This window comes from Microbulbifer mixtoriginis (SeqCode), from assembly GCF_052466865.1.
The window spans coordinates 3,144,395-3,166,952 of the sequence record NZ_CP174293.1 but is presented as its reverse complement, the minus strand read 5'-3'; the positions used below and the strand labels follow the sequence as shown (position 1 = coordinate 3,166,952).

The 22,558-nt window shown below is 45.0% G+C and carries 31 protein-coding genes; 13 read left to right on the top strand and 18 right to left on the bottom strand.

Going from position 1 to position 22,558, the window contains the following annotated elements:
• Nucleotides 1-10: 10 nt before the first annotated feature.
• Nucleotides 11-520, top strand: a complete 510-nt coding sequence (locus ACJJJA_RS14400) for a hypothetical protein (RefSeq protein WP_444905084.1) — start codon at nt 11-13, stop codon at nt 518-520.
• A 163-nt stretch (nt 521-683) separates the two neighbouring features.
• A complete protein-coding gene (locus tag ACJJJA_RS14395; RefSeq protein WP_444905083.1) occupies nt 684-1,241 on the top strand; it encodes an HNH endonuclease family protein in 558 nt (185 codons plus the stop codon).
• 431 nt (nt 1,242-1,672) lie between these two features.
• Here ACJJJA_RS14395 and ACJJJA_RS14390 read toward each other — a convergent pair whose 3' ends face one another.
• From ACJJJA_RS14390 to ACJJJA_RS14375, 4 genes are all read right to left on the bottom strand, one after another.
• Nucleotides 1,673-2,338 (bottom strand): DNA-processing protein DprA, encoded by a 666-nt coding sequence (locus ACJJJA_RS14390; RefSeq protein WP_444905082.1) that lies wholly within the window; start codon nt 2,336-2,338, stop codon nt 1,673-1,675.
• Nucleotides 2,338-2,850: a ComF family protein gene (locus ACJJJA_RS14385; RefSeq protein ID WP_444905081.1), complete on the bottom strand. Its 513-nt coding sequence runs from the start codon at nt 2,848-2,850 to the stop codon at nt 2,338-2,340. Before ACJJJA_RS14385 ends, ACJJJA_RS14390 begins: the two co-directional genes overlap by 1 nt.
• 447 nt (nt 2,851-3,297) lie before the next feature.
• Entirely contained in the window at nt 3,298-3,702 is a 405-nt protein-coding gene (locus ACJJJA_RS14380) for a Rap1a/Tai family immunity protein (protein WP_444905080.1), read from the bottom strand.
• On the bottom strand, nt 3,699-4,787 hold the full coding sequence (locus ACJJJA_RS14375) for a hypothetical protein (protein ID WP_444905079.1): 1,089 nt from the start codon (nt 4,785-4,787) through the stop codon (nt 3,699-3,701). The genes ACJJJA_RS14380 and ACJJJA_RS14375 overlap by 4 nt, the downstream gene beginning before the upstream one ends.
• Nucleotides 4,788-4,984: 197 nt before the next feature.
• Between ACJJJA_RS14375 and ACJJJA_RS14370 the strand changes: the two genes are divergently transcribed.
• The 3 genes from ACJJJA_RS14370 to ACJJJA_RS14360 all read left to right on the top strand — a co-directional run bounded on the left by ACJJJA_RS14370 (nt 4,985) and on the right by ACJJJA_RS14360 (nt 7,183).
• Complete coding sequence (locus ACJJJA_RS14370) at nt 4,985-5,368, top strand: LexA family protein (protein WP_444905249.1); 384 nt, start codon at nt 4,985-4,987, stop codon at nt 5,366-5,368.
• A 548-nt stretch (nt 5,369-5,916) separates the two neighbouring features.
• On the top strand, nt 5,917-6,741 hold the full coding sequence (locus ACJJJA_RS14365; RefSeq protein ID WP_444905078.1) for a hypothetical protein: 825 nt from the start codon (nt 5,917-5,919) through the stop codon (nt 6,739-6,741).
• 280 nt (nt 6,742-7,021) lie between these two features.
• Entirely contained in the window at nt 7,022-7,183 is a 162-nt protein-coding gene (locus tag ACJJJA_RS14360; RefSeq protein WP_444905077.1) for a LexA family transcriptional regulator, read from the top strand.
• 615 nt (nt 7,184-7,798) lie between these two features.
• Here the strand turns inward: ACJJJA_RS14360 and ACJJJA_RS14355 are convergent.
• The 11 genes from ACJJJA_RS14355 to ACJJJA_RS14305 form a co-directional block, all read right to left on the bottom strand.
• On the bottom strand, nt 7,799-8,260 hold the full coding sequence (locus ACJJJA_RS14355; RefSeq protein WP_444905076.1) for a hypothetical protein: 462 nt from the start codon (nt 8,258-8,260) through the stop codon (nt 7,799-7,801).
• An 80-nt stretch (nt 8,261-8,340) separates the two neighbouring features.
• Entirely contained in the window at nt 8,341-8,952 is a 612-nt protein-coding gene (locus ACJJJA_RS14350) for a hypothetical protein (RefSeq protein WP_444905075.1), read from the bottom strand.
• Between the two features lie 59 nt (nt 8,953-9,011).
• Nucleotides 9,012-10,079: a ParA family protein gene (locus ACJJJA_RS14345; RefSeq protein ID WP_444905074.1), complete on the bottom strand. Its 1,068-nt coding sequence runs from the start codon at nt 10,077-10,079 to the stop codon at nt 9,012-9,014.
• A 211-nt stretch (nt 10,080-10,290) separates the two neighbouring features.
• Nucleotides 10,291-11,328, bottom strand: coding sequence for a tyrosine-type recombinase/integrase (locus tag ACJJJA_RS14340; RefSeq protein ID WP_444905073.1), 1,038 nt, complete (start codon nt 11,326-11,328; stop codon nt 10,291-10,293).
• Entirely contained in the window at nt 11,328-11,567 is a 240-nt protein-coding gene (locus ACJJJA_RS14335; RefSeq protein ID WP_444905072.1) for a hypothetical protein, read from the bottom strand. Before ACJJJA_RS14335 ends, ACJJJA_RS14340 begins: the two co-directional genes overlap by 1 nt.
• A 77-nt stretch (nt 11,568-11,644) precedes the next feature.
• On the bottom strand, nt 11,645-11,917 hold the full coding sequence (locus ACJJJA_RS14330) for a hypothetical protein (RefSeq protein WP_444905071.1): 273 nt from the start codon (nt 11,915-11,917) through the stop codon (nt 11,645-11,647).
• An 81-nt stretch (nt 11,918-11,998) separates the two neighbouring features.
• Nucleotides 11,999-12,142 (bottom strand): hypothetical protein, encoded by a 144-nt coding sequence (locus tag ACJJJA_RS14325; protein ID WP_444905070.1) that lies wholly within the window; start codon nt 12,140-12,142, stop codon nt 11,999-12,001.
• Between the two features lie 5 nt (nt 12,143-12,147).
• Nucleotides 12,148-12,426: a phage antirepressor KilAC domain-containing protein gene (locus ACJJJA_RS14320; RefSeq protein ID WP_444905069.1), complete on the bottom strand. Its 279-nt coding sequence runs from the start codon at nt 12,424-12,426 to the stop codon at nt 12,148-12,150.
• Nucleotides 12,423-12,587, bottom strand: coding sequence for a hypothetical protein (locus tag ACJJJA_RS14315; RefSeq protein WP_444905068.1), 165 nt, complete (start codon nt 12,585-12,587; stop codon nt 12,423-12,425). Before ACJJJA_RS14315 ends, ACJJJA_RS14320 begins: the two co-directional genes overlap by 4 nt.
• Nucleotides 12,588-12,755: 168 nt before the next feature.
• Nucleotides 12,756-13,058: a DUF7673 family protein gene (locus tag ACJJJA_RS14310; protein WP_444905067.1), complete on the bottom strand. Its 303-nt coding sequence runs from the start codon at nt 13,056-13,058 to the stop codon at nt 12,756-12,758.
• A gap of 178 nt (nt 13,059-13,236) precedes the next feature.
• Entirely contained in the window at nt 13,237-13,578 is a 342-nt protein-coding gene (locus ACJJJA_RS14305) for a response regulator transcription factor (RefSeq protein WP_444905066.1), read from the bottom strand.
• Between the two features lie 130 nt (nt 13,579-13,708).
• On the opposite strand from ACJJJA_RS14305, the gene ACJJJA_RS14300 reads away from it, so the two are divergent.
• Complete coding sequence (locus tag ACJJJA_RS14300) at nt 13,709-14,173, top strand: hypothetical protein (protein ID WP_444905065.1); 465 nt, start codon at nt 13,709-13,711, stop codon at nt 14,171-14,173.
• A 45-nt stretch (nt 14,174-14,218) separates the two neighbouring features.
• Here the strand turns inward: ACJJJA_RS14300 and ACJJJA_RS14295 are convergent, their stop codons facing one another.
• Nucleotides 14,219-14,530, bottom strand: coding sequence for a LexA family protein (locus ACJJJA_RS14295; protein ID WP_444905064.1), 312 nt, complete (start codon nt 14,528-14,530; stop codon nt 14,219-14,221).
• Nucleotides 14,531-14,599: 69 nt separating this feature from the next.
• Between ACJJJA_RS14295 and ACJJJA_RS14290 the strand changes: the two genes are divergently transcribed.
• Nucleotides 14,600-14,746 (top strand): hypothetical protein, encoded by a 147-nt coding sequence (locus ACJJJA_RS14290; protein WP_444905063.1) that lies wholly within the window; start codon nt 14,600-14,602, stop codon nt 14,744-14,746.
• Nucleotides 14,747-15,168: 422 nt separating this feature from the next.
• Here the strand turns inward: ACJJJA_RS14290 and ACJJJA_RS14285 are convergent, their stop codons facing one another.
• Nucleotides 15,169-15,411 carry a hypothetical protein gene (locus ACJJJA_RS14285; protein ID WP_444905062.1) on the bottom strand — a complete coding sequence of 81 codons (243 nt, stop codon included), beginning with the start codon at nt 15,409-15,411 and terminating at the stop codon, nt 15,169-15,171.
• A gap of 145 nt (nt 15,412-15,556) precedes the next feature.
• Between ACJJJA_RS14285 and ACJJJA_RS14280 the strand changes: the two genes are divergently transcribed.
• From ACJJJA_RS14280 to ACJJJA_RS14270, 3 genes are all read left to right on the top strand, one after another.
• Entirely contained in the window at nt 15,557-16,219 is a 663-nt protein-coding gene (locus tag ACJJJA_RS14280) for a hypothetical protein (protein WP_444905061.1), read from the top strand.
• A gap of 389 nt (nt 16,220-16,608) precedes the next feature.
• The gene (locus tag ACJJJA_RS14275; RefSeq protein ID WP_444905060.1) at nt 16,609-17,337 is read left to right on the top strand and encodes a hypothetical protein; all 729 of its coding nucleotides are present in this window, start codon (nt 16,609-16,611) and stop codon (nt 17,335-17,337) included.
• A 73-nt stretch (nt 17,338-17,410) separates the two neighbouring features.
• Nucleotides 17,411-17,602 carry a DUF5675 family protein gene (locus tag ACJJJA_RS14270; RefSeq protein ID WP_444905059.1) on the top strand — a complete coding sequence of 64 codons (192 nt, stop codon included), beginning with the start codon at nt 17,411-17,413 and terminating at the stop codon, nt 17,600-17,602.
• 535 nt (nt 17,603-18,137) lie between these two features.
• Here ACJJJA_RS14270 and ACJJJA_RS14265 read toward each other — a convergent pair.
• Nucleotides 18,138-18,815, bottom strand: a complete 678-nt coding sequence (locus ACJJJA_RS14265; protein WP_444905058.1) for an outer membrane beta-barrel protein — start codon at nt 18,813-18,815, stop codon at nt 18,138-18,140.
• 262 nt (nt 18,816-19,077) lie between these two features.
• Between ACJJJA_RS14265 and ACJJJA_RS14260 the strand changes: the two genes are divergently transcribed.
• From ACJJJA_RS14260 to ACJJJA_RS14250, 3 genes are read left to right on the top strand one after another with little or no spacing between them, the layout of a single operon-like run.
• Entirely contained in the window at nt 19,078-19,455 is a 378-nt protein-coding gene (locus ACJJJA_RS14260) for a D-Ala-D-Ala carboxypeptidase family metallohydrolase (RefSeq protein ID WP_444905057.1), read from the top strand.
• Nucleotides 19,455-19,889, top strand: coding sequence for a 3TM-type holin (locus tag ACJJJA_RS14255; protein WP_444905056.1), 435 nt, complete (start codon nt 19,455-19,457; stop codon nt 19,887-19,889). Before ACJJJA_RS14260 ends, ACJJJA_RS14255 begins: the two co-directional genes overlap by 1 nt.
• The gene (locus ACJJJA_RS14250; protein ID WP_444905055.1) at nt 19,879-22,512 is read left to right on the top strand and encodes a ClpP-like prohead protease/major capsid protein fusion protein; all 2,634 of its coding nucleotides are present in this window, start codon (nt 19,879-19,881) and stop codon (nt 22,510-22,512) included. Before ACJJJA_RS14255 ends, ACJJJA_RS14250 begins: the two co-directional genes overlap by 11 nt.
• Nucleotides 22,513-22,558 lie beyond the last annotated feature (46 nt).

Genomic DNA, 22,558 nt, shown 5'->3' with positions numbered 1-22,558 from the left:
GGAAATATAAGTGAAAAAATTCGATTGGCTGGATAGTAGAGTAAAATTTATAGCGACGGTTTTGACGATTGTTGTAGGTTTAATTACAGTTTTTTCAAAAATCGATTTTTTTTATTCTGAAATTCGCGAAGAGGATGTGCTTGCTCTCTTAAAAAATAAGGATAGTTTTGTTAAGAATAACGATATCGGAGGTCTATTAGCCCTTTTTCATGAGGATTTTGTAATTACTGTTACTCATCCTAATGGTAGGGTCGAATCTTTAAATCTTGATCAATATAAATCTCATTTTGACATGATTGCGAATATGCCATTTTCTACAGTCCATGACGACCTTGCCATACAGATATCCCATATTAATGAGAACATGGTTTTAATTAGCCAGGTCATCAAGCAATCTCATCATGGGGGATCAAAACTTGTTCCGCGCTTCAATACGAAACTATTTCAATCTACGGTTGTTGTTAAGGACAGAGGGAAATTAAAGTTTTTTAAGGCCAGCTCAATAGCAGAAGAGGCTTAATAAGCGAAAGTAGTTAATGAAACATTTGCGGCCTTATTCGGGATGAGAATGGTCTTTCCATAATAATAAATTGTTTACTGTAACGCCTTTAAAGAAATAGAGTGTGATTGTTCTGCTAAGTCATCTCCGGTACGATCCCTCAAAATAACAATGAGGGATTGTCATGCGCCTGCTACTACCTGTCATCCTGTCTGCCGCCTTGGCCGGCTGCCTCGAAGTCGAAGCCAAAGAAGAGCGCGGCTATGACCGCCATGAGTGGCTACCCAAGTGGTCCGACTCTGATGGCGATTGCCAAAGCACCCGTCACGAACTGCTAGTTCAATACTCCCTGGCCCCGGTAAGCTTTACAAATGAGAAAGCATGCACGGTAGATACTGGCCTGTGGCTGGACCCATACACCGGCAACTTCTATACCCTGGCTTCCGACCTGGATGTTGAACACATCGTCCCACTTTCATGGGCGCACGAGCACGGTGGCGCCAATTGGACTGTAGAGTTGAAGCGGCAGTTTGCTGAAGACCCAGAGAACCTCTGGCTGGTCGATGACGGCCGGAACCAAAGTAAGGGCGATAAAGGCCCGGATGAGTGGATGCCACCCTATGAGCCAGTACAGGCGATCTATGTGCAGCGGTTCATGGCAATAGTGGAGAAGTATGGTCTGACCCTAAAAAAAGATGAGATACGGCAGTTTGCCGCGCTGACTAGTAGTAACGCAGGTTAAAGGTACCGAATATGCAAACAAGGCTGTTCTTGAGATTATTTCGCTATCCAATTTTCTTTCTTTTATCATCGGTTCTAGCAATGGTGATATTAGGAAAGATCATTCCATGGCTTTTCTTCCCTCCAATGTTCATAAAACTGGTCGAGGGGGCATATTGGTTGTCGGGCTGGGCTGGTTTAGCATTGCTTGTGCTAGCAATACTATCTACTTTCCCTCCGGGCTTTCGACTTTGGCGCTGGAGCCAAGGCCGGGAAGTTTCTTGTTTTCAATGTGATGGACTCGTTGAATCCCGTACAGGAAGATTTGGACCATATTCTCACTGTCTAGGTTGCGGGAAAAACGAGAGTCTATGACGTGATAGATAAATACGGGCTGAAGCTCTCACAGAAAGAGTCAGCCCAGATGCTGGAACTCCTGGGAGAGTAGGGTAGTTATAGCTCTAGGAGATCGTAGTCAGCCTTAGTTCTTAAAGCTGTTGCTTTGCCTTCATTGATGAGCTTCATTGGGCCCTGACAGTTTAGGCCTAGTGAATTCTCAGGGTTATGAGGGGCAACAGCAAAGAGCCGGTGGCGAGCCTGAAGGCAGAAATCTACATGCTTCATAGTCCCGCTTGATGCCGCAGACTCCACTATGACCGAGGATTGAGACAGGCCAACTTGAATCCTGTTTCTTGCTACAAAGAAGTGCCTTTGTGGAGATACGCCTTCGGGGTGTTCGGATACCCAGAGGCCTCCAGCATCAAGTATTCTCATCGCTAGTTTATAGTTTGCCCGAGGGTTTGCAGTGTGCAGGCCATGGGCAAGCACAGCGATAGTACCACCCCCGGCTGCCAGGGCGCCCTCATGGGCTGCGGCATCAATCCCTAGAGCAAGGCCACTTATGACAATATTACCTTTGGAGACAACATAACCCGCGATTCTTCGCGCAATCTCTAGGCCATTTGGTGAGGCATCTCGAGATCCAACTATCGCAACGCCAGGCCGATTGAGCAGGCTGACATTGCCACGAGCATACAAAATGGCAGGTGGGCTAGGAGTATCTTCCAGCCCTGCAGGGTACTCGCGGTCACCGCGTCGGATTTCTACTATGTCAGTCATTAAACAGTTTTACAGAGAGCCAGGGTTAAAATCACATCAGCCCCTTTTTGTTGTAGCAGCTGAGTTGCCACTTCTAGCGAGTTACCGCTTGTGGTCACATCGTCTAATAGTACCACTTTATGGCCGGTAACAATTGAATCAACAGCTATCAGAGAGTTCTGATGTACGTTTTTTGTCCTAGCCCCGCCTTTATGTAAAGTCTCAATCGAGCTGATTCTTTTCAGTAAGTTGGCACTATTTTTTATCTCAGGAAACTTGCCTTTTAGAAGCCTAATCATTGGACCGAAGCCTTTGTGAGCCTTCCCTTCAGTTGATGATGGTACCGTTGCCACACTAAAGCTTGTACCCGCGGGTATTGCTGCTCTTAGTTTTGTTTCTACATGATTTGTAAAAAAATGGATAGCTTGGTTATCACCATTTTTGAACTTTAGTAACTGTACACTCGCACCAGTATGCCTTGGATTCTGACCGCCACGATAGGGGTGATAGTCGAAGAGGTGCTCTATTGACATAACAAAATCCTTGTAATGGTTTCTGTCCTGGTAAAATTTGATCGTAAATATACAGTGGAACTTTTGGCTATGAAAATCGGATTAAATTCGATTAATAGATTATGAATGGCTGTGTCTCTTTCTTAATATATGTTACTCAAAAAGAGGCAGTGGAATGTACTTTGGTGTAATACAAGTCGCTAGTAGATGACTTTCTGAGACTAAATAAAGACGATAAGCTCTGGATGAGTGGATTCCAACATATTTAGCCGGTCTAGGCTGAATAAGTGCAATAGTTTATGGCGATAGCCATAGAAATATGGGCTGAAGTTATCTGATTAAAAATCAGCCCAGATTTTGGTTCTTTTGATAGAATAGGTAATGAAAGCGAAGATCTTAGGGATTCAAAAAACTTATTTAAAATTAACCTTTAGGCCTTGCCCAGCAGTGGTTATCACACATTGATAGTCATTGCATTGAGGAGTCGGAGCCTTCACAAGGAAATGCTCTCCTTAGTGATAATGTGACAGCGGAGATCATATCCATATGGTGGGTCTGAGGATTGACTTCTAAAGTTTGAACAACTATTTTAGCAAGTTGCTTATTAGTTACTCCTTCAGGGCGGCATGATTTTATAGAGTTAAGCTGATTAGGTGAGATAATGGATGCTACTGTTGCGAAATCAGAGATGCCTCGAAGGTAACCTAAGCAGAAACCAGCATCTATACCCGACTGCACATAATTCTTTTTTCTTTCTCCTTGTTCAGTAAAAACACTTTTACACTTATCCAGCAATAGCTCTGTATTTCCATAAGCTGGATTTAGCATGACCAATAACAGTAAAGTCATTAAAGGAGTGAGTATTTTATTCATATGCTATTTCCATTGATTGACCAATTTCCATTGGTGGCTCTATAAAACTCTCTGTCTGTGGATTTTTCTACGAGTCTGAATGCATAAAGACCACTTTCTGTTGACCTGAGAGGCTCCAAAATTTTTAAATTATCTCTTTTTATTTCTACTCCATGCTTCCTTTTTAATTCATCTGAGAGTTCTTTGATAATATCTATCTTAACAGTGTCTTGTGCCTGAGTAGGCAAGCTTAATATGAATCCAATTCTTTCAAAAAGTGATTTATCGATATAGTTCACTGAGTTCAATAGAGCAATCTGGTTATAAATCGTTGATGCTGTATGCCTGATCAAAAAAAAGTCATAGCCATAGTTGATTAGCTTTATTAATATCTCGATAAGGTAAGATGAACTTGCAATGAACGTATCGAATTCATTTTTAAGTCCTCCGATATCATCATCTATAATTGCTTTCCTTGCTTTTTCTTCGCCGGTTTTTGATATATATGATTTAAGTATTTCAAATGGCTTTCCAAAAGAGGTAATTGTTAAGGTCTGATTGGTCTTAGTATTTGTTATATGGATGAGGTTGTAATCTTTGGATTCATTTATTTGTCGATCATTTTTGTTCCAGTCAAGGTCGTCCAGTAATCGATTGATTATAGGTATCTGAGAGTGGCTAGAATTCATTAGGCTTAATGTTATGTTGAGGATGCTTTGTGATTTTTCTTCCAGTCTTTTAATTTCTTCTACTTTTCTTTGTTCATCTAACTGTTTTTTTGCAGTTAAATATACAAAAACTATGCTTGCTGCCGTTAAGCATACTCCTACCGTGCCTGATAAGTATGAGCCAAATTCACCCCACTTAGTATGTGAATTCGAGAGGCCATTGCTAAAGTTGAAGAAGTAAAGTCCAAGGAAAAATGTAAGTGAGGATATAAAGACTACAATATAATTTATTTTCATGAGAAATCTGTTTGAAGCTGAAATGCTAAGACTGGCTTGATTTATAAGAGAGTAGAGAAGTAAAGTCTTAATTCTCTCGATTTTCACAGTTAGGGCCCGCTGTGATGAGTTCTCATCATCGAGCTTAGCATCGCTTTCCATTAGCTCTTCCTCTCTTACTTAGGATGCTGGTATCAAATCTGGATGTTGATCGAAATAACACGATTTGTCTAGGATATATCCCTTCTGAACTGGGTTGGATCCTATTATACGTATTCATCCCTTTGCTCCGCCTATGAATTAATTATTTGAAACATGATTTGCTACGTATATACATCAAAATTAAGTTTTAAGAGTCTATTCTGCCCATACACTGCAGCGGGGTCGTTTGTGGCTTCCCCTCACCAGCAGATGACCACAAAGAAGAAGCCCTTAGTCTGGATGAACATCTAATAACCAATGGCCCGGCGAGGTTCATGGCTCGTGCCAATGGCGATTCTATGAAAGGGGTGGGAATCTTCGACCGGGACGCTCTCATCATTGACCGCTCGCTGACACCGATAAATGGCGATGTGGTGGTCGTGGCCCTGGGTGGGCAACTGACCTGCAAAATCTTGGATAGAGGGCGGGGGAGGCTGTTGTCGGCAAATGATAAATATAAACCAATCCCTATCTGGGAGGGGCAGGAGCTGATAGTGGAGGGGGTGGTTAAGGCGTCTGTTCGGTACCATCGCTCTTGTTAAGTTTTGTTCACAAGCCTTCTAAATGTGTAAGGATTTGCCCTATCCAATTAATCATATTTAACCTGTATGAAGAGTACTATAAAGTTTATTGGCGCTCGCTAGCTTATGTTGCTTCTGTATACCAGGTTACTGACAAACTCTTCATTCGCCTAAGAAAATGTTCTCATTTCTTTAGGGAAATAGGTTATTTTTTCCCATGGCATCCTTAGAAATTTCAATAAAACTTGTTTCCCGAAGCTAGCAAAAAGTTTGACATTGGAACCTAGCTGTCTTCGGAATGGCTAAAAGGTAATTTTGTTGGTGTTTTCGATCAAATAATGTTTTAAAAAACTTGTTGAGTATGAATTTCTACTGGCAAAAAAGCCTTTCAAAGATCAATTACTTTTAAAATTTTTATGGGTTGGATCATCTTGTAGGTTGGAATCCTAATTATTGCATCCAAAACCCATGAGAGAATCCACTTGATTTTAGTGTTACTGTTCTGATTGATCAGAGTGAAAGTCATGCTTCATGAGGAAATTAGTGATAGTTAAAGGGAGGTTTTGAAGATGTTAAAGTCTTTGGTTACCGCTATGTTTACCTTGGTAAGCGGCAGTGTTTTCGCTGAAAATAATTCTATAACTTTAAATCAGTTGGGGTCCGGTAATAATTTAACAATTGATCAGTCCGACCTAACAAACCATAATAATTCAGCCGTAAATTTCCAGGTTGGCACTTACAATCAGTCTGATATATCACAGTTTGATAACGTAATAGATAGTAAGGTGACGCTCTTTCAAGTGGGTGAGGCGAATGTAGCAGACATACAGCAGCAACAGGTCACATCAAGCACTATTTTATCCAGTCAAATAGGTTCTGCGAATTATATTCAAATGGAGATATTTTATTCTGAATCACCCAGTTTAAATGTAAAACAAATCGGTTTTATGAATCAGGCAGAGATTTCGCAAATTCAGGGAACACAAAAATCAGATAGTATTTCGATCAATCAGGCAGGAGCTGGGAATATTGCGAGCTCATTTCAGCAATCTAGTACTGATAAAAAAAGAGTATTTATCAACCAGGCGGGTTCTATGAATTTAGCTGGGGTATCCCAACTTAGATCAGTCACGGATAGTATAACTTTGATTGATCAGATTGGTTCAAGCAATCAAGGTAGGGTTATTCACATTAGGGGGGACTCTCTTAGCGCTGAAGTGAGACAAGTAGGCTCTATGAATGATGTGAGTATCCTTCAAGATGGGGAAAGGCTAATTGCATCTACCTACCAATATGGCAGTCAGAATATTATTAATATAGGTCAAAGTGGAAGTGATCAAAGTCTTGTAGCCATACAAATAGGTAGTGCAAATGTGATTGATGTCACGCATTAGTGTATTGAGTGTTAATTATAAAATAATTGATTTTTCGCTGAACTAATACTTTATACCTTATGATTAGTATTGCCAAGTGTAATCTCTAGATGGAAATATCAAAATGTTATGCTATTGCGGTGTCGAAAATCAATTTTTATTCCACATCATTCCTGTATATCCAAGTTGGCTATCCATAATTTTTTGATGCGCTTGTTGGTGTTGCTTTTGTGGGCGGGAATTCACCTATAAAAGCCGTTAAGATCAACGGCTAGACTTTTGTATCAGTGCTTCTGGGGTCGTGGCCCTGGATGGGCAACTGACCTGCAAAATCTTGGATAGAGGGCGGGGGAGGCTGTTGTCGGCAAATGATAAATATAAACCAATCCCTATCTGGGAGGGGCAGGAGCTGATTGTGGAGGGGGTGGTTAAGGCGTCAATTCGGTACCATCGCGGCGGCTAAGAAATGTACTGATTGCGCATACAGCTTGCATCAGGGGTAACTATCGATGTCTAATAGCTACAGCGCAGGGTAATATACTGGTTTTTTATACAGTAGTTACCCCTGAAAATGGTGTAAGTGGTTGATTTTGAAAGGGCGGGCCAAACCTTGTGGCTCCTGAGGTCGCGGGTTCGATCCCCGTCGGCCACCCCAGATTCTTCCTTGTTTATCAAGGACTTAAAACCTCGCCTAGTGCGGGGTTTTTTCGTTTTGGGTCTCGTGGTGCCAATTCATGGTGCCAATTTTGGCCTCAATCTATGTTGAGGTTTGAGTGAGGGGGGCTAGATATTTACCATTATTAATGGTGGCTCTGCTTTTGCGAGTAATGGTCTGAGTCTAAAAATGTGCTTTGGAGTTACTTCACCCGAATCCTGAGTTGGCGCTTGCCTATTTATATTAAAGCAGGATCAGGGACTTTATGGATTGAGTCCAGCTCTCATTATTTAAATATATCAAGCTCCTAGCTGACAACTTCCCCCCCCTTTTTTTTTGATTGTTTGCTTAAAAGGCAGTTTCGATTATTTGTGTGAGGTGTGAGAGCGATAAGCCTCAGACTTATGCTTCATCCCTTAAAAATCACAGAATTTTCTTCCTTGCCAATTTTGTAGTTGTATCAAGAAGAATTTTCGCCTTTGTTGATACTTCAGCTAGGTAGTCCGGGAGATACTCGGAAGGAGGTGCGTTTCTTGCATTTATGATTGCATCATTCATTGCATTGTAAGCCTCTTCTACTTCTTTTGAGTGTTTTTCGTTAAAGAGGAGTTTTATGTTTGCCATTGTTCCCCTGAGTTTCATTTTCGATTTAATAAAGTCATCTGAGAGTTCATTCATCTCCTGTTGGTTCATTGTGCGCACCCCAGTGTCATGTAATTCCAGGGCCTCATGGTTATGAATTATGATATTTGCTGCTTCACATGTAGACTTTAAAGTGTCAAACCGCTCAGCCCAAAGTTTTTCAGATTTTGATTTTAGTATTGCAAAGAAAGCTCCAATTCCTGCGCCAAAGAATGCAATAACTAACGGGGTGTAATTTGCCATGTTATCTCTGATACCTGTGTTTTCAAATGCATTAGTTTTTGTGTGCCTTCCTAATTTTTTATTTTTTCGTATTGGTTTTTCTAGTTGAATTTTTCAATTATTGTTCTTTTGTGTGTTGGATTGATGTGATTGTAAAAGTCAATAAGCCAAATTTGCTTATTTCTAACGGATGGATTGTTGCTAAGGTTTTCGGGAATTGCTTTTTCTATGTGGGTCCAAGATTCTTCTGGCTGTCTATTGGTCAAGAAGTCTATAAAAGTTAATCCGTCATTTTCTAGGCAGGTTGGGAGCTCTATTTCACATGAGTCAAAATTAGGACCAACTAAATCAAGAAGCTCTTTACTAATTACCACTCTTGGTGTGATGGCGACTTCTGACTCCAGTCGGTAAGCATCTATCATGCCCTGGCTAAATAAGAAATCTTCTGTGGAGAAGTGTTTCCCGTATGAGAGCCCTCCTCTACATAATATTCCTTTACTTAAAAGATTGTACTGATAATCGGATATAATTTTTATTAGAGCAATATAATTATCTGTAGAATATGGTAATGCGAAAACTACAGAGTCAGAAAACTGTATTAACTGGAGATTGGGGAAGTCAGTCTTTAAGTTTTTAGTTTCTGAATGGCACTCATATAAGGATTCGATGAATTTTTGTTCTCCATTTGGAGTCTGACAGTCATGATTTACCATGGAGGAGAATCCTAGCAGGTCTATAAATGCGACTATGTAAGATTTTAGCTCTACTGTCATTAGTTCAAAAGCTCAAGATTGTTGGCTAGTTGTGCAATACAGTTTTTATAATTATTCATCCTTTCCTTGGCTTGTGTCCAGGCCACTCCAGACCATGCTGCTCCTTTTTCATTTGTTGTTCGGGTGTCATCGATTGTGATGTCAAACATTGCTTTTCCGCATTCTTGCATAATCGGAGCTAGCCCCTCAAAATCTTGAATTTGCGAGGCCACAATTTTTTCACCTTGAAGACCTGAGGTTAAATCTTTTTCATCTTCATTAAACTTGCTCAGGGAGGGGAATAGAGATGTTTCCACTTTTGGTGGAATTCTGTCCATCCACATTTGATATGTGGGTTTGGGTTTTCCGCCCCGAATTTTATAGTTTTGAAGAATTACCCCAAGGAATTTTGGCTTACCTTCTCTAATTGGTAGCTCTATCTCTTGGAACTCATGAAATATCTGCCGGTGTTCTTTGATCCATTTCGATATGATAGTGGAGAGAGTCCCAATTGCTTGAACATTAAACCTGTCTGGAGCCGTTGGTACAAAATACCCATCGCAAGATAGAAAGCAGGCTCTGGTCAGAGCGCCAGAACTGGGTCCAACATCTATTAATACGTAGTCTAGTTGGTTGGCGCTACCATATCGATCTAAAAGATCTCCGAGGGCTACATAGGTTCTTTTTTCGTGTGTTTTATTTGAAAATCTTTGTATGTGGGCCTCTGCTAGTGCATCCTCAATCGAGCTTAAGTTCACATCACCTCTTAAAAGTTCTAGGTTTTCTGCAACATTAATAGTTTCGACTTTTGCGAGCTCTATTTGTGAAGTGTTGCCATCAATTCTAGGTTTTAATAGTTCTAGAAGGCTAGTTCCATTTAGCTCATAACTGATCTGTGTGTGTCTCTCTTTCTCGTCTAGTTCTGCTATTAATGGGGCTAGCATTAGTTCAGTAAGGTTGGCTTGTGGGTCTGCATCTACAGCAAGAACTTTTTTTCCACTTTGTGCTAAAAAATGGGCCAAGTTAAAGGTGGTGGTTGTTTTTGAAACACCGCCCTTATGATTGTACAAGGTGATTATTTTCGTCATTTTAAATCCTCAAGCCGGTCAAGGGGTGAAATCGAGTTCAAGTCGTAAGTCTATTTTTTTGGGGAGAGCTAGTGTTTTTAAGCTTCCTACTTTGAACAAATGGTGGAATGTTGTGAATAGCCGCGGGGTTTCAAGTGGTGTCACCTAATGTGAAAGGTGTAATCTAAATAGCATTTCTGCTGAAATCAAGAGATCATTTGGGTTGAGAATTTTAGCTTTTCTCAATGTTAGGCTTGATTCTTTGAAGGCTAACCACCCGATCCGCTGTACGGTTATATCGCTCAGCCATAGACCGCGTCTTATGTCCGGTGAATTTTTGAACATCTCCTTCAAAATCACTGGCAGCTTTGATCTTTAAGTCATGAAAGCGAAATCGCTGCTTGATGGCACCAGACGCTAGGGCTGCTCTCTGCTCGCGAAGCCATATAGCGTTGAAGCCAGTACGGGTGTAGGCGCGGCCTGCGCGGCTGCGGATGATATGGGTGGTTTGGATTTGTGCTTCGGTGTTAGTGGCTACTGCGCGATCAACGGCTTCTTTGAGGGCTGAGCTCCATAGCTTTAGCTGGGCTTTGCCTGTCTTGGCTTGCACAATAAGCAGGCCGTCTTCTTGAATCTCTGCGCGGGTGAGGGCAAGTACATCTTGTTGCCTGGCGGCACAAAGGTAGCTGATTTCCATAGCGCACTGGTGCATTACGTGGCCGTGATCGCCCAGCCATTGCCAGAAGGCTTGGTACTCCCAGTCTTCTACGTAGCGCCCACCTGCTTTCTCTTTCAGGCTTTTAACTACCGCCGTTGGATCTTCAATCTTTACGAATCCTCTGGCTTTACCCCATTTCATAACAATGCCGAGGAATGTCTTCTCGCGGTTTGCGGCTGTGGGATGTTCGGCTCCGCGGGCATCAAGGAACATCTGTACCAAAGGGGAGGTGATGTTATCCGGTTCCATTTCCCCAAATACCGCCAGAATACGCAGGCTATAGCGGTGGTAATCTTTCTGGGTTTGAGGCTTGATGTGTTTGGTATATTGCGGAGAAGCGAAGTAGAGTTCTGTCAGGTCTGTGAGGGTGAATGTCTTCTGTACCAAGCCTGCCTGATACTTTTCGTAAGCGGCCCACACTTCTGATTTGCTAGCGTTGAGGTCGGCTAGATGCTGTATAGGCCACCCTCTGCGCCTTACGCGGTATCCGCGAGGGTAGCGGACAACATAAGGTGGCATCCATGCATTTTCGGGGTTGCGCCTTCTGCCCATTAGCTTGCTGCTCCAAGGTTAAAGCCTGGGGGTAGGTTAACACCGGCTAAGTCGGGTTTTGAAACCCCTCGGGCCAGAATGGCTTGATTTACCATTTCCCAGGTGAGTGCAGGGGATCGGTCCTTTTTCAGCACATAGGGAATCCGATTGGCATCGAGAATACGCTTTTGCTCCTCGGCATTTTCGGCGCCAGCGCCCGTTAGTCGGCCTATCTCATGCTTGGTTAGCAGGTTCCCCATCGCACATCCCTCGCGTTGTTGTCTTCTACCTAAAAAGCCCGCACTTGGCGGGCTGCGAAAACTATTTTTAATTAAGATCAAGCGTATTGCGGTTCTGCCTGGGGTTTTGATTCTGGGTGAGGGCAGTCTTTGGGTTTCTCTTCGATGATTTTCTTATCGACTATGCGATAAATTTTTGCCTTGTCGGTTTTTTTATCGAATATCTGCGCCCAGTCGGTAAACAGGTCATTTTGAGCGATGCACTGTACTTCTTCGAAGGCCTCCTCTTCAGTGGCGTAGGAGCGCTTGAAATCTTTAATGCCGCCCATCAATAGGTTGTAGGTGCCAGTAAGCAGTGCGTATCTTTCCATTGGATTTTCCCATTTTTAAAAATGGGCTCCATACCGGCAGCCCAAGGATGGTTACCTCTGACTGAATGCGCCGGGGGGCGGTTAACTTTTATGGCCGTTTAGGTAAGCGACCCGGTTAGCAGCCAGTTCTGGCGAGTTGTGATCGGAGTCGGTATGCCAAGTACCACTAGGATCGTAAAATCCAACAGTCCATAGGCCAGGTTCAGTTTTCTGATAGACGTACATGATTTTCACCCTACTTTTTTATGCTCTAAAAAATCCCGAATCCACACCATGCCCTTCGATGTCACTTTGGTATTGATATACGGCACCTTCACCGGGCCACGGCTATATTCGGCATTCTCTGCAACCAGTAGCCCCTGCTGTACCGCGGCCTTTGTCGGTGAGTTGCGCATAGGTTCACGGCTATGCAAGAGGTCGCTATTTCGCAGTAGCTTCAACAGGTTGTTTCTGCCCATTTCTAAAGTTCGGGCGGCCTGGGTGATGGTGAAGAGTTTTTCCTTTTTCACGCTGCCTCCTGGTCCTTCAAATTTTGTTCTGATGGTTGGCCCTGAATAGCTTCGGAGAGAGCGGCTATCTGCTCGCGCATACCGTTTATTTGTAACTGCTGAGTTTCTACCGTGGCCATTAGGTCTTGAGTGATTTTTAGTAGTTGGGAGAATTCATTCATGGTCCGCCCCTACTATTTTTTTGAACTTCCGCTCCCTGCCAATTGCCGGCTCCCAGTATTTGCAAAGCTGACAACTCCAGCCGCGCAATAACAGCTTCCCGTTGAATACTGGCCCTGCGGGTTTTCCGCAAAGGGCGCAATGTATCTGTGGCAGCTGCTGCGGCTGGTTCATGCTGCGCCTTTCCTCTGGGTTTCAAGGTGAGACCACTCGACACAAAGGGTGCGAAATTTTTTTTCGCCCTGTGCGATTACGTTTTGGGGCTCCTTGCCTTGATAGCGAAGTGTCATCACGTTGAGAGCGTGCTGATAGTTCTTCCCATCAAGTAGTGATAACTCGGCAACGGGAACCGTAAAGTCGTTGCTGTTCCAAGCCGAAAGCAACACCTGTGCGGCAATTGCACTAGCACCGGAGTATCCGTTGGCTACAGTGAGCAGCGTTTCTACACTCTGGGTTGGGCTGAAAGTATTCATGCTGCATCACCTCCAAAAGGTGGCCAGTCATTTTGGTGCACTGGCCGAGCAAAAGTGGGTTTTGGCTGTACGAACCGGATGAGCGTTTTGCGATCCGCGTTGGCGATATCGGCGCGCTGCTTGAGGCGATCTACGTCGTTTCTGCTCATAGCCGTTGGATGTACAAACACGGTGGCGGTCATGCGATTCCCTCCCGGTTGTTGCGGATGCGAATGGTTCGAACTGTGGGGCGGCGCTGGAAGCGGGTGCGTAATTGGTCTTGAGCATCAACACCCATGCCGCTGAGTACACAGGCGAGCAGAGCGAATTGAATCAATCCGTGCTTTACCGCCTTGGCCACCGCTTCAGTACTGTTGCGGGCATGCAGCTTGTAAAAGCATTCCGCCAGCAAGTTGGTTACATTGGCTACAGAGCACTGCATAGCTTCGGCGGCTTCTTTGTTGGAGAGGCCACGGGCGCGATGTGTAAGCGCTTCAGCTTGGCGTGGCGCCAATGGCCTTAGATTGCTGGCTGTGTGCATTTTGATGCCCTGTCCTTGGTTAATAATTGCAGTAGCCGAAAGTAAATTATCTGGCCAATAGTCATAAGTTAATTTCTTAAAAGGCCCTCTCCTTGATATGCTCAGAGAGCGCTTATCACGGAGGATAAGAATGAAAAAAATAAGACATGCAGTAGTAGGAGTTCTGCTAGCGACTGGCCTTGGTGGCTGTACTGCAACGAACCAGGCGCCAGTGTTTATTAGTGAGTACTTTGCTTTAGAGCACCTTTCAACAAAGCAAGAGATATTGAGTAAGGCGAGGCAAGCTTTGTTGAGAGATGGGTTTCAGATTTTATCCTCTGATTTAGAGGCTGGTTATATCTCTACAACCCTAAAAAACTGGAAACTTACGCCGGAGCAGGCCAATTGTGGTGCTAACGAGGGCAGAGATTATTTAGAGGATAATTACACCAAGACAGAAGTTGCCTTTAATGTGGTTGTTGATGATAGGGATGTGATTGTTCGTTCAAACATTCAGGGCGAATACTTACCGGGGAAGCCGGCACAGGATCTCACTTTGAACTGTGTTTCTCGCGGTGTTATTGAAGTTGAGATGGTCAAAAAAATTCTATTGTGACTCTCAGCATTCAGAAAGGCCCGCTAATGCGGGCTTTTTTTTGTCCTACTCAGGGGGGTAGGAGCCAATAATTACGTCACAAAAGGATATATTTTTGCCTGTAACTTCCATCGGGGAGTAGGTTGGGTTGATGGGGCGTAGATAAATATGGCCCATGTCTTCTGCATAGCTTTTGAAGGTGACCTCACCATTTATTTTGGCGATAACTCGGCAGCCATTGGTCAGAGGTTTGTCGGGGTCGACAAATATTGTTTTCCCCTCTGGATAAGAGCGCTGGGCTGGGTAAGGGCTAGTCATGCTATTGCCATTCACTCGTAATGCGTAAGCGCGGCCTGAGTGAGTACCGGGGCAGGGCAACCAAGCTTCGGCTTCCCCAGGCTCTAATAGATCTACTGCGCTATATGGGAATTTATACAGGAGGTGGGTGTGAGCTTTGAAGCTGCGGCATGGGCCATTAAACGCAGGACCAGAACACCAGCAGCAAAGCTAGTTTTAATCGCGGTGGCCGATTGCCATAACAGTGACACGGGGCAGTGTGACCAGGGTAATGCCTACCTGGCCGATGTTGCGTAATGCACAAAGCGTTCGGTGATTAATGCTATCGAAGAGTTGGAAGAACTGGGCTACCTGAGCGCCGAAAAATCCAACGGGCGCAGGACCAATTATGACCTCTTTCTACACGTAAACCGGTGAAAATGACAACACGTCTTTCTCTATAGAACCAATAAGAAACCAGTAGAGAGAGGTACAGTTCCAAATCGCGCCAACCCTAAACGCGGCATACGCTTGCCTGGAAACTGGGTTCTTACGGACAAATTTCGCACCGAAGCCCAACGCCTCCGCCCAGACTTGATCCCCAGAATCCACGACATTGCCGAAAGCTTCCGCGATTACTGGATATCCCAATCCGGCCAGCGGGGCGTAAAACTCGATCGGCTCGCCACTTGGCGCAACTGGCTAAAACGCGAGAACTGCCTAGCACCGCCACTCCAAGCTCAAAGGGAGAAACAAACGCGGGATCGATCGATTAACGACTTGTTGTCAGATACACCCTGGTAAAACTCAATCACCAAGGAGCGCTCACCATGTGCACAGTCACCATCCCAGAAGCCATCGCAAGGATTTCCACCACCAATCCCAGCAGCCCGCTGGCCGTATTCCGCACCAAGTACGCTCACCTCGTGGAGGTTGTGTTCGCGAATACGGTGGTTACCCAATTCTGGATAAACCAGGGTCATATAAATTACCTGGGCACCTATCACCGGGACAATTTGCATGCAGCCGAAAGGCGACTTCAGGATTATTTCGAGAGCATGCCGCAGGCTGCTTGATGGAGTGCTTGGCTGGTTTTTGGTTGCTTGAAAATTGCTTGGGGGGCATGACATGAAATTCGAAAGTGCTAGACAAGCGTGGCACGACGCCTTTGATAGCTCCACAGCTGCATTTGATTATGAAGCCATGGGCGGCAGAAGTACGGTTTCCTCATCTGGGAGAGGGCGAAAAGTTGTAATTCGCGGAGAGGTGCAGGGCAGGGCCAACCAAGTCATTTGTCGGGTTGCAGCCCCAACAGTAATTGCGAAAGAAACCCCCGGAGCCAAGGACAGCGGCAACCGCATCATGGACGCCTGTGAAAAGGGATTAATCCAAAATGCAGTCGCAAAGCTGCGAGCGAGTGATCCGTTGGCATACTGCTGGGGCATGGCCGCCTACGCCCCGCCAGCCTCAAGAGTCAAAGAGCGAGCGACACTACTGAAATACTTGATGAGTGAGTTCGACAAATGGCAGGAACCGCACCCGCGAGAAAAGGTTAGCCAGCTAGTGCTATTTTGTATTAATGCGTGTGCACTGCGCGATGTAAATGGCCGATTAATAGATCTGGGCCAAGCGCGGACAATATTAAGGTGTGACAAAAAGCGGTGGGATGGGGAGTGGGTAAAAATTTGGAAACGTTTGCAACGGCGTTTGGACCCTCTACCCGCAAGAGCTTTGGGGCCTATTTCTGAATTTGTGCTGGAGTACAGGGAGCGGCTTAAAGCCGCTTGTTGACAGCTTTGTCCTGAGAGGGTATAAATTTCCTAGCATGCAGTTTTTCTGCTTTGCAAAATTAAACCGGCCACTGAGCCGGTTTTTTTGTGCCTAAAATATCTGGCCGTCCTGATGGTTAGCTCTTTTTATTCTGAATTTATTAAATGTTTAAATGTTAAAAACCATTAATGGATTAACCGATATTAATGATTGTATACATATTTTGTTCTGCCAGGTTAGTCAGGTATTTTTTGTGAAGATGTTCTAAATGAGATGATCTGAATCTCATGATTCTTGTTTGTAGTGAAATTAATTTGTAATGTATTGCGCGCCAACCATTTGAAATATTTAAATTGAATGCTAATGAAGGTTGGGTTACTAGTTAAAAAGAATCTCAAGGAAAATTTTGAATGAGAAAGGTAGTTTTGCCATTTGCTTTGGCTGTTGCTTCGGTTTTTGCTACATCTGCTGCATTTGCAGCAACTCCATATAAGTATGACTATTGCACTTCTTTAGGGCTTGGTGGAGATACGAGCAAGGTTAAGGGGGATAGGTACGTTATAGCTGGCTCTACTAAAACCTATGAGCATGAAGGTGGTTCGGCATTCTATAAAGAAACTGCCTTATTTAACACTAAGGAAGGTTATGTTGGTGCTGATGATTACAGTTACCAAGACTTCAAGTGGGTGGCGAAAAAGAATATCAACTTCCCAACCCGTGGCTCAAATTATGTATCGATAGGGATACCGGTTCCGGCTGAGGTTGGTGGTAAAACTGATCTGTGTAAAAACATTAATGTTCAGTCTGCCCCCACTATCTCGGTAAAAGCGTTGAATGCTAATGCTGGAATATATGCAGCAGTAAACAGTTCTTACGATACTTCATACTCCAAGGCAGCTCTTGAGGGAGCGAAGGTTACTTATACTTGGTATTTTTCAAATATGACTTACCCTGGTACTAATTACCAGAAGGTTACTTCAACTCCATACACAACTCTTTATACTGATTTTGGTGGCACCTATATGGTGATGGCTACCATTAATGATGGCGCACATTCAAAGAGTGTAAATTTAGGGCAAGTGCGAGTTGCAGGCGGTGCAACACCATGTGATCCCTTCTGCACCAATCCAGCGGATTAATTAATTTCGCTACTTTCAAGGAGCCCGCTTTATGCGGGCTTTTTTGTGCCCGAAATCCGGGAGCTAATACCTCATGTTTGAATTAACGCGATTCGCCTATGGGCCTGATGCCACATTGGGGCGGCTGAGAGTGCGTGACTGTGTGTTTTATACGGTAGAGCGCCCGTGGTTGGGAAATCGTCCGCTCGAGAGCTGTATTCCTGAAGGGATTTATTCCTGTAAGCCCCATAACTCTCCGAGGTTCCCCAAAGTCTCAATAGGTTGAGGGGCCCGCTCGGAAACGGGCCTTAAACTCTTAGTTTACTTTTTGCAGTTTAACCAAGGGAATGTGCATCTTTGCTCAGGGGTGCCTTCTTATTCGTTATCACTCGATGATGCGTGAGTGAATGTTGCAGTCGATAGTGCCATAACTGTTGCAAAAAGGGCGATTCCAAAATATTTCATAGATAATCCAAATTATTTTATTACTTCCGTTGTCGAGTTTTTACATTAGCAAAAGACCTTTTGAAAATGAAAAAACGCAATCTGTTCGTACCAAGTATTTGTCCAATAAATCCTTATAGTTTCAGGGGGGCTTTGTTGGCCATTAATTAAAGCTGTTTATATGGGCAGTATTTTGTTGGCGCCTAGGTATTAATATATGTAAGGCTGCCAAGGTTTTCATGTGGCGACCGTCCATCCTTCCTTAAACCAGCTTCCCTGCCGGTTTTTTTGTGCCTGAGATAGTGAGGGCGTCGCCCGATAGGTTGGCAAGCAATCACAGGAAAATCAACAGCCGGTTAGGCTGCTGAAAAATGCCTTTAGAAATTGTAGGTCAGGGCAAGGGAAGAAAGGGTGGGTTTCTTTTTGTCCATGTTAAAAATAGTGTGCTCTAAGCTAAGGCTCCAGTTGTTGTAGTTCCACCCTGCGGAAATTCCATAGTAAAAATCACTATCTTTTGTACCATCTTTGCCAGAGCCTTCAAAGTTAGTACTCTCGGTGTCTGTTACATTCCCGTTGTAATCAGTCCAGGTTTGTTGCATGTTGAGAGTACTTTTATATTTCAAATCTGCATCCCACGAGTGGAATCCTGTGCGTACTCCAGCATAAAAATCTTTGGTTACATCTGTGGTAAATAATATACCCAGCATTTTTGATTTGATACTGAGGGTTCTCTCCCTGCTTACTTCACGGTGGGAGGTGTAGGGGCCAGAATCTAAGTCATATGACTCGTCTGTAATGAAATTGTCGCTGCCATCAGCATCTCCCAGATCTGCATAACCAGCTTCAAGGGCAAAGAAGCGGTTAAGACGGTAACCTAAAGCTATGGTCCAGCCTTTAGGGGTGGAAAGGTCTACACCGATATTTGCTGAAGCTTCATATGAAGAAACATTCGTGTCTACCTTTCCATAAGAAGATCTCAGGTAAAAGTTATTTTCCGTCGCCATTGAGTTGGATGCAGAAAAGAGGATGACAGAGGCAAGAATTAATTTGTTCAAAAGATATCCTTAAATAAATGCAAAAGAGCTGTCTAATTCAAAATAGACGCTGGTATAACTTATACGATAGTACAACTAAAACCCTGTTCTTCATTGTGGGGAGAGTGTCAAGAAGTAATTACTCTGTTAACAGCAGAGGAAAAATGTCAGAACTTAAGTTAGGCGCATAATGCAATAGCCAAGTACCCCTAGTCAAAAATAAATCTACCCCTCCCACACGCTTGGCTTTCTCATCTCTTAAACATTTAAACACCGAGGCACCATGTTCCAGAATGACCATTTCAAAGAGTCGGAATTGGCCTGCCGATGTTGTGGCAAAAATCATTTCAAAGATGAAACGCTAAAGCGCCTGATTAGAGTCAGGGAGCGCTCCGGCAAGCCAATGGTTATCAATTCCGGTTATCGTTGCCCAGCTCACAACAAACGATTAAATGCGACCATGACTCATGCCACCGGGCAAGCTGTTGATATTTCTGTGGCCGTAGGCAGAGCACATGAGCTTATGAAAGTTGCCTTAGAAGAAGGTTTCAGCGGTATAGGGGTGAAGCAGAAGGGGCCGATCAAAAAGCGGTTTATCCATTTGGATGACCTTGATTCAATTCCTGGCGAGCGTGCGCGCCCTACGGTGTGGAGCTACTAATGATTTCCGCTATATCTGACTTATTCGGCAAGGTCATAGACAAGGCATTCCCGGATAAGACAGAAGCCAATCGCCTAAAGGCGCAGGTGGATTCAAAGTTAATCTCAATGGACCTGGAGGAGCTGAGAGCGGCTACCCAGGTAATCACTACAGAAGCTGGGGGAGAGTCATGGCTACAAAGAAACTGGCGGCCAGTAACAATGCTCACATTCGTGGGGCTGATCGTCTTTCATTGGCTGGGGTGGACAGCGCCAAACCTCAAGGCTGGCTATATGACTGCTATTGGTGCTGGAACTTTCGCGGGTTGGCTTGCAAACAACTGGCTTGGTCTTGCTGGTGTGCTGATAGCTGCGGCAGGTTTAATGGTTAATTGGTATTACAACCACAAGCGCTTGAAGCTGCAGGAGCAGCAGGGCGGGGACGATGGACGTTAGTGTAAAGCTGGATACTTCAAAGTTTGATCGAGCATCTGCTGAATTAAAAAAGCAATTACCTTATGCCAGTTCGATAGCCCTAAATAACGTGGCCTTTCGTATACGTGGAGAAGAGCGCTCAGCGATGGGGCGTGTATTTAAAAACCCGGCAAAGTTAACGCTGAACTCTGTACTGGTGAAGAAAGCCACAAAGCGTTCTGGCATTGCCAAAGTCTTTATCCGTGATGAGGTTTCTAACGGAACTGCACCGAGTAAATATCTGGCCCCGTCGGTCATGGATGTGAACCGAAACGACAAGCGCTTTGAGCGTGCCCTTCGACATATGGGTGTCCTGCCTGCTGGTATGTATGTGGTGCATGGTGAGGCGGCGAGATTAAACAAGCATGGGAATATCTCGGTCGGAACCTATAAAAAAATCCTGGCTGAATTACGGGGTAACCCTGGCTCTACAAGGGGGGCAGGTAGTGCGCAGGGTAAGAAGGGTAAATATTTTGTTGGCAAAGTTAATGGTGCCTTAGGCGTTTGGAAGAGGGCAGGCGGTAAACGTCGGCCAACGGTTAAGCCCATCCTGATTTTCCTTAAAGGAAAGCCAGATTACCGTAAACGTTTCCCTTTTATCCGAATAGCTGAAAGCATAGCGCGGCGTCACCTTCCGATTGAACTGGATAAGGCTATGGACCATGCGATTGCGACCGCAAAAGACTTTGCCCGAGACCTCAAAGCGCTCGGGGATGTCAGCAAGATCAATCTGCATATCAACTGCCCTGATGGGGATGTGTTCGATGGCACTGCCATTTACAACCTGCTCAAAGATCACAAAGCCGAGGTGGAAACCTGGATTGAAGGCATCGCAGCCAGTATGGGCAGTGTGATCGCCTTAGCCGGGGACACGGTTCATATCGCTGAGAATGCCTATTACATGGTGCACAACCCCAGCGCCGGTGTGCGAGGCGATGTGCGTGCCTTGGAAAAAACTAAGAGCCTGCTGGCAAAAGTCAAAACCACCATGATTGGTTTGTATTCCTCCCGCACCGGAATGTCGGATGAGGAAGTCAGCCAGGTGATGGATGACGAGACTTGGTATACCGGCGCCGAAGCCGTGGAAGCGGGTTTTGCCACTGACACGACAGCAGCAATGGAAATGGCTGCCAGCTTTAACGCCGATCACTTAAACCAATTCAAAAATACCCCGCAAGCCATTAGTGCATTGGTTATGCAGGGGCCCGTTGAATTTAGATTTCCGTCTGCGGTTGCAGGCAATCCAAACCAAACCCATAGCCAGGAGGCGCAAGCCATGCCGAAAACTACCTCCACCACGCCAGCTGCAACCGCTGCGACCGAGGTTACCCCAGAAATGAAAGCGCAATTTGCAGCAGATGAGCAAAAGCGCAAAGACACCATCAAAGCCGTATTTAAAGGCTTCGAAGCACACAGTGTTGTTATGCAGGAATGTCTCAATGATATGGACTGCACCGCTGAAAAGGCCAAGGATAAACTGCTCACAGCCCTGGGTAACCAAACCCCAACCCCAGTGCAAAGCTACAGCGTAGTGGTGCAGGAAGGTGAGGGCATTAAGCGCATCAAGGCAGATGCTGAGAATGCCATTGCCATGCGTGCCTTTGGTGAGAAACGCACCGAAGGCAATAGTATGGCCGGCTATACCATGCTGGAAATTGCCCGCATGTTTATGCACGCCCACGGAAAGAATTTATCGTGCCTGGACAAAATGGGCGTGGTTGCCGCAGCGTTTACTCATAGCTCTGGTGACTTCGCGACGGTCCTCGGCAATATTGCTAATAAATCCATGCTGAAGGGTTACTCTGAAGCGGCAGAGGTTTTTCCGCAGTTTACCGCCACTGGAAACTTAAGCGATTTCAAGATAGCTACTCGCACGGATCTTGGCACCTTCCCCTCATTGCGCCAGGTGGCACCTGGGGCAGAATTTAAATACGTGAGTATTGGAGAGCGTGCCGAAACTGCCGCTCTGGCTACTTACGGGGAACTCTTCTCCATTACGCGCCAGGCGATTATCAATGACGACCTGGGGACCTTCACCCGAATCCCACAAAAGATGGGTCTCGCTGCTATTCTCACCGTGGGGGATCTGGTTTTCAGTATCCTGATCAACAATCCCAAAATGGCCGATGGCAAGGCCTTATTCCATACTGACCATGGCAATCTAGCTGCTAAGGCAGGTATCAACACAGCCAGTATCGACGCCGCGCGGGTATTGATGGGCAAACAGAAGGACGGTACCGCTTTCCTAAATATCCGCCCTAAATTCCTGCTGTGTGATATTGCCGACGAGGGTGCCGCAAAGGTTGCGTTGGAGTCAGAGTTTGAAGTGGGTGCTTCTGAGAAATCCAACACTGTACCCAACAGTGTGCGCAATATTGCCAGCGTAATCTCCGATGGTCGCCTTAGCGGTCATAACGGTTGGTACCTCAAAGCCGACCCGGTAGCGCACGACACCATCGAAGTGCTTTACCTGGATGGCCAGCAAGCCCCAGTACTGGAGCAGCAAAATGGCTGGAATATCGACGGGGTGGAATTCAAAGTCCGCCTGGATGCCGCTTCGAAAGCCTGGGATGCAAAAGGCATGGTGAAAACGCCCAAGACCTAATACCCAGTTCGAACCAAACTAAACCTGAAAGAATCTGAAAAGGGCC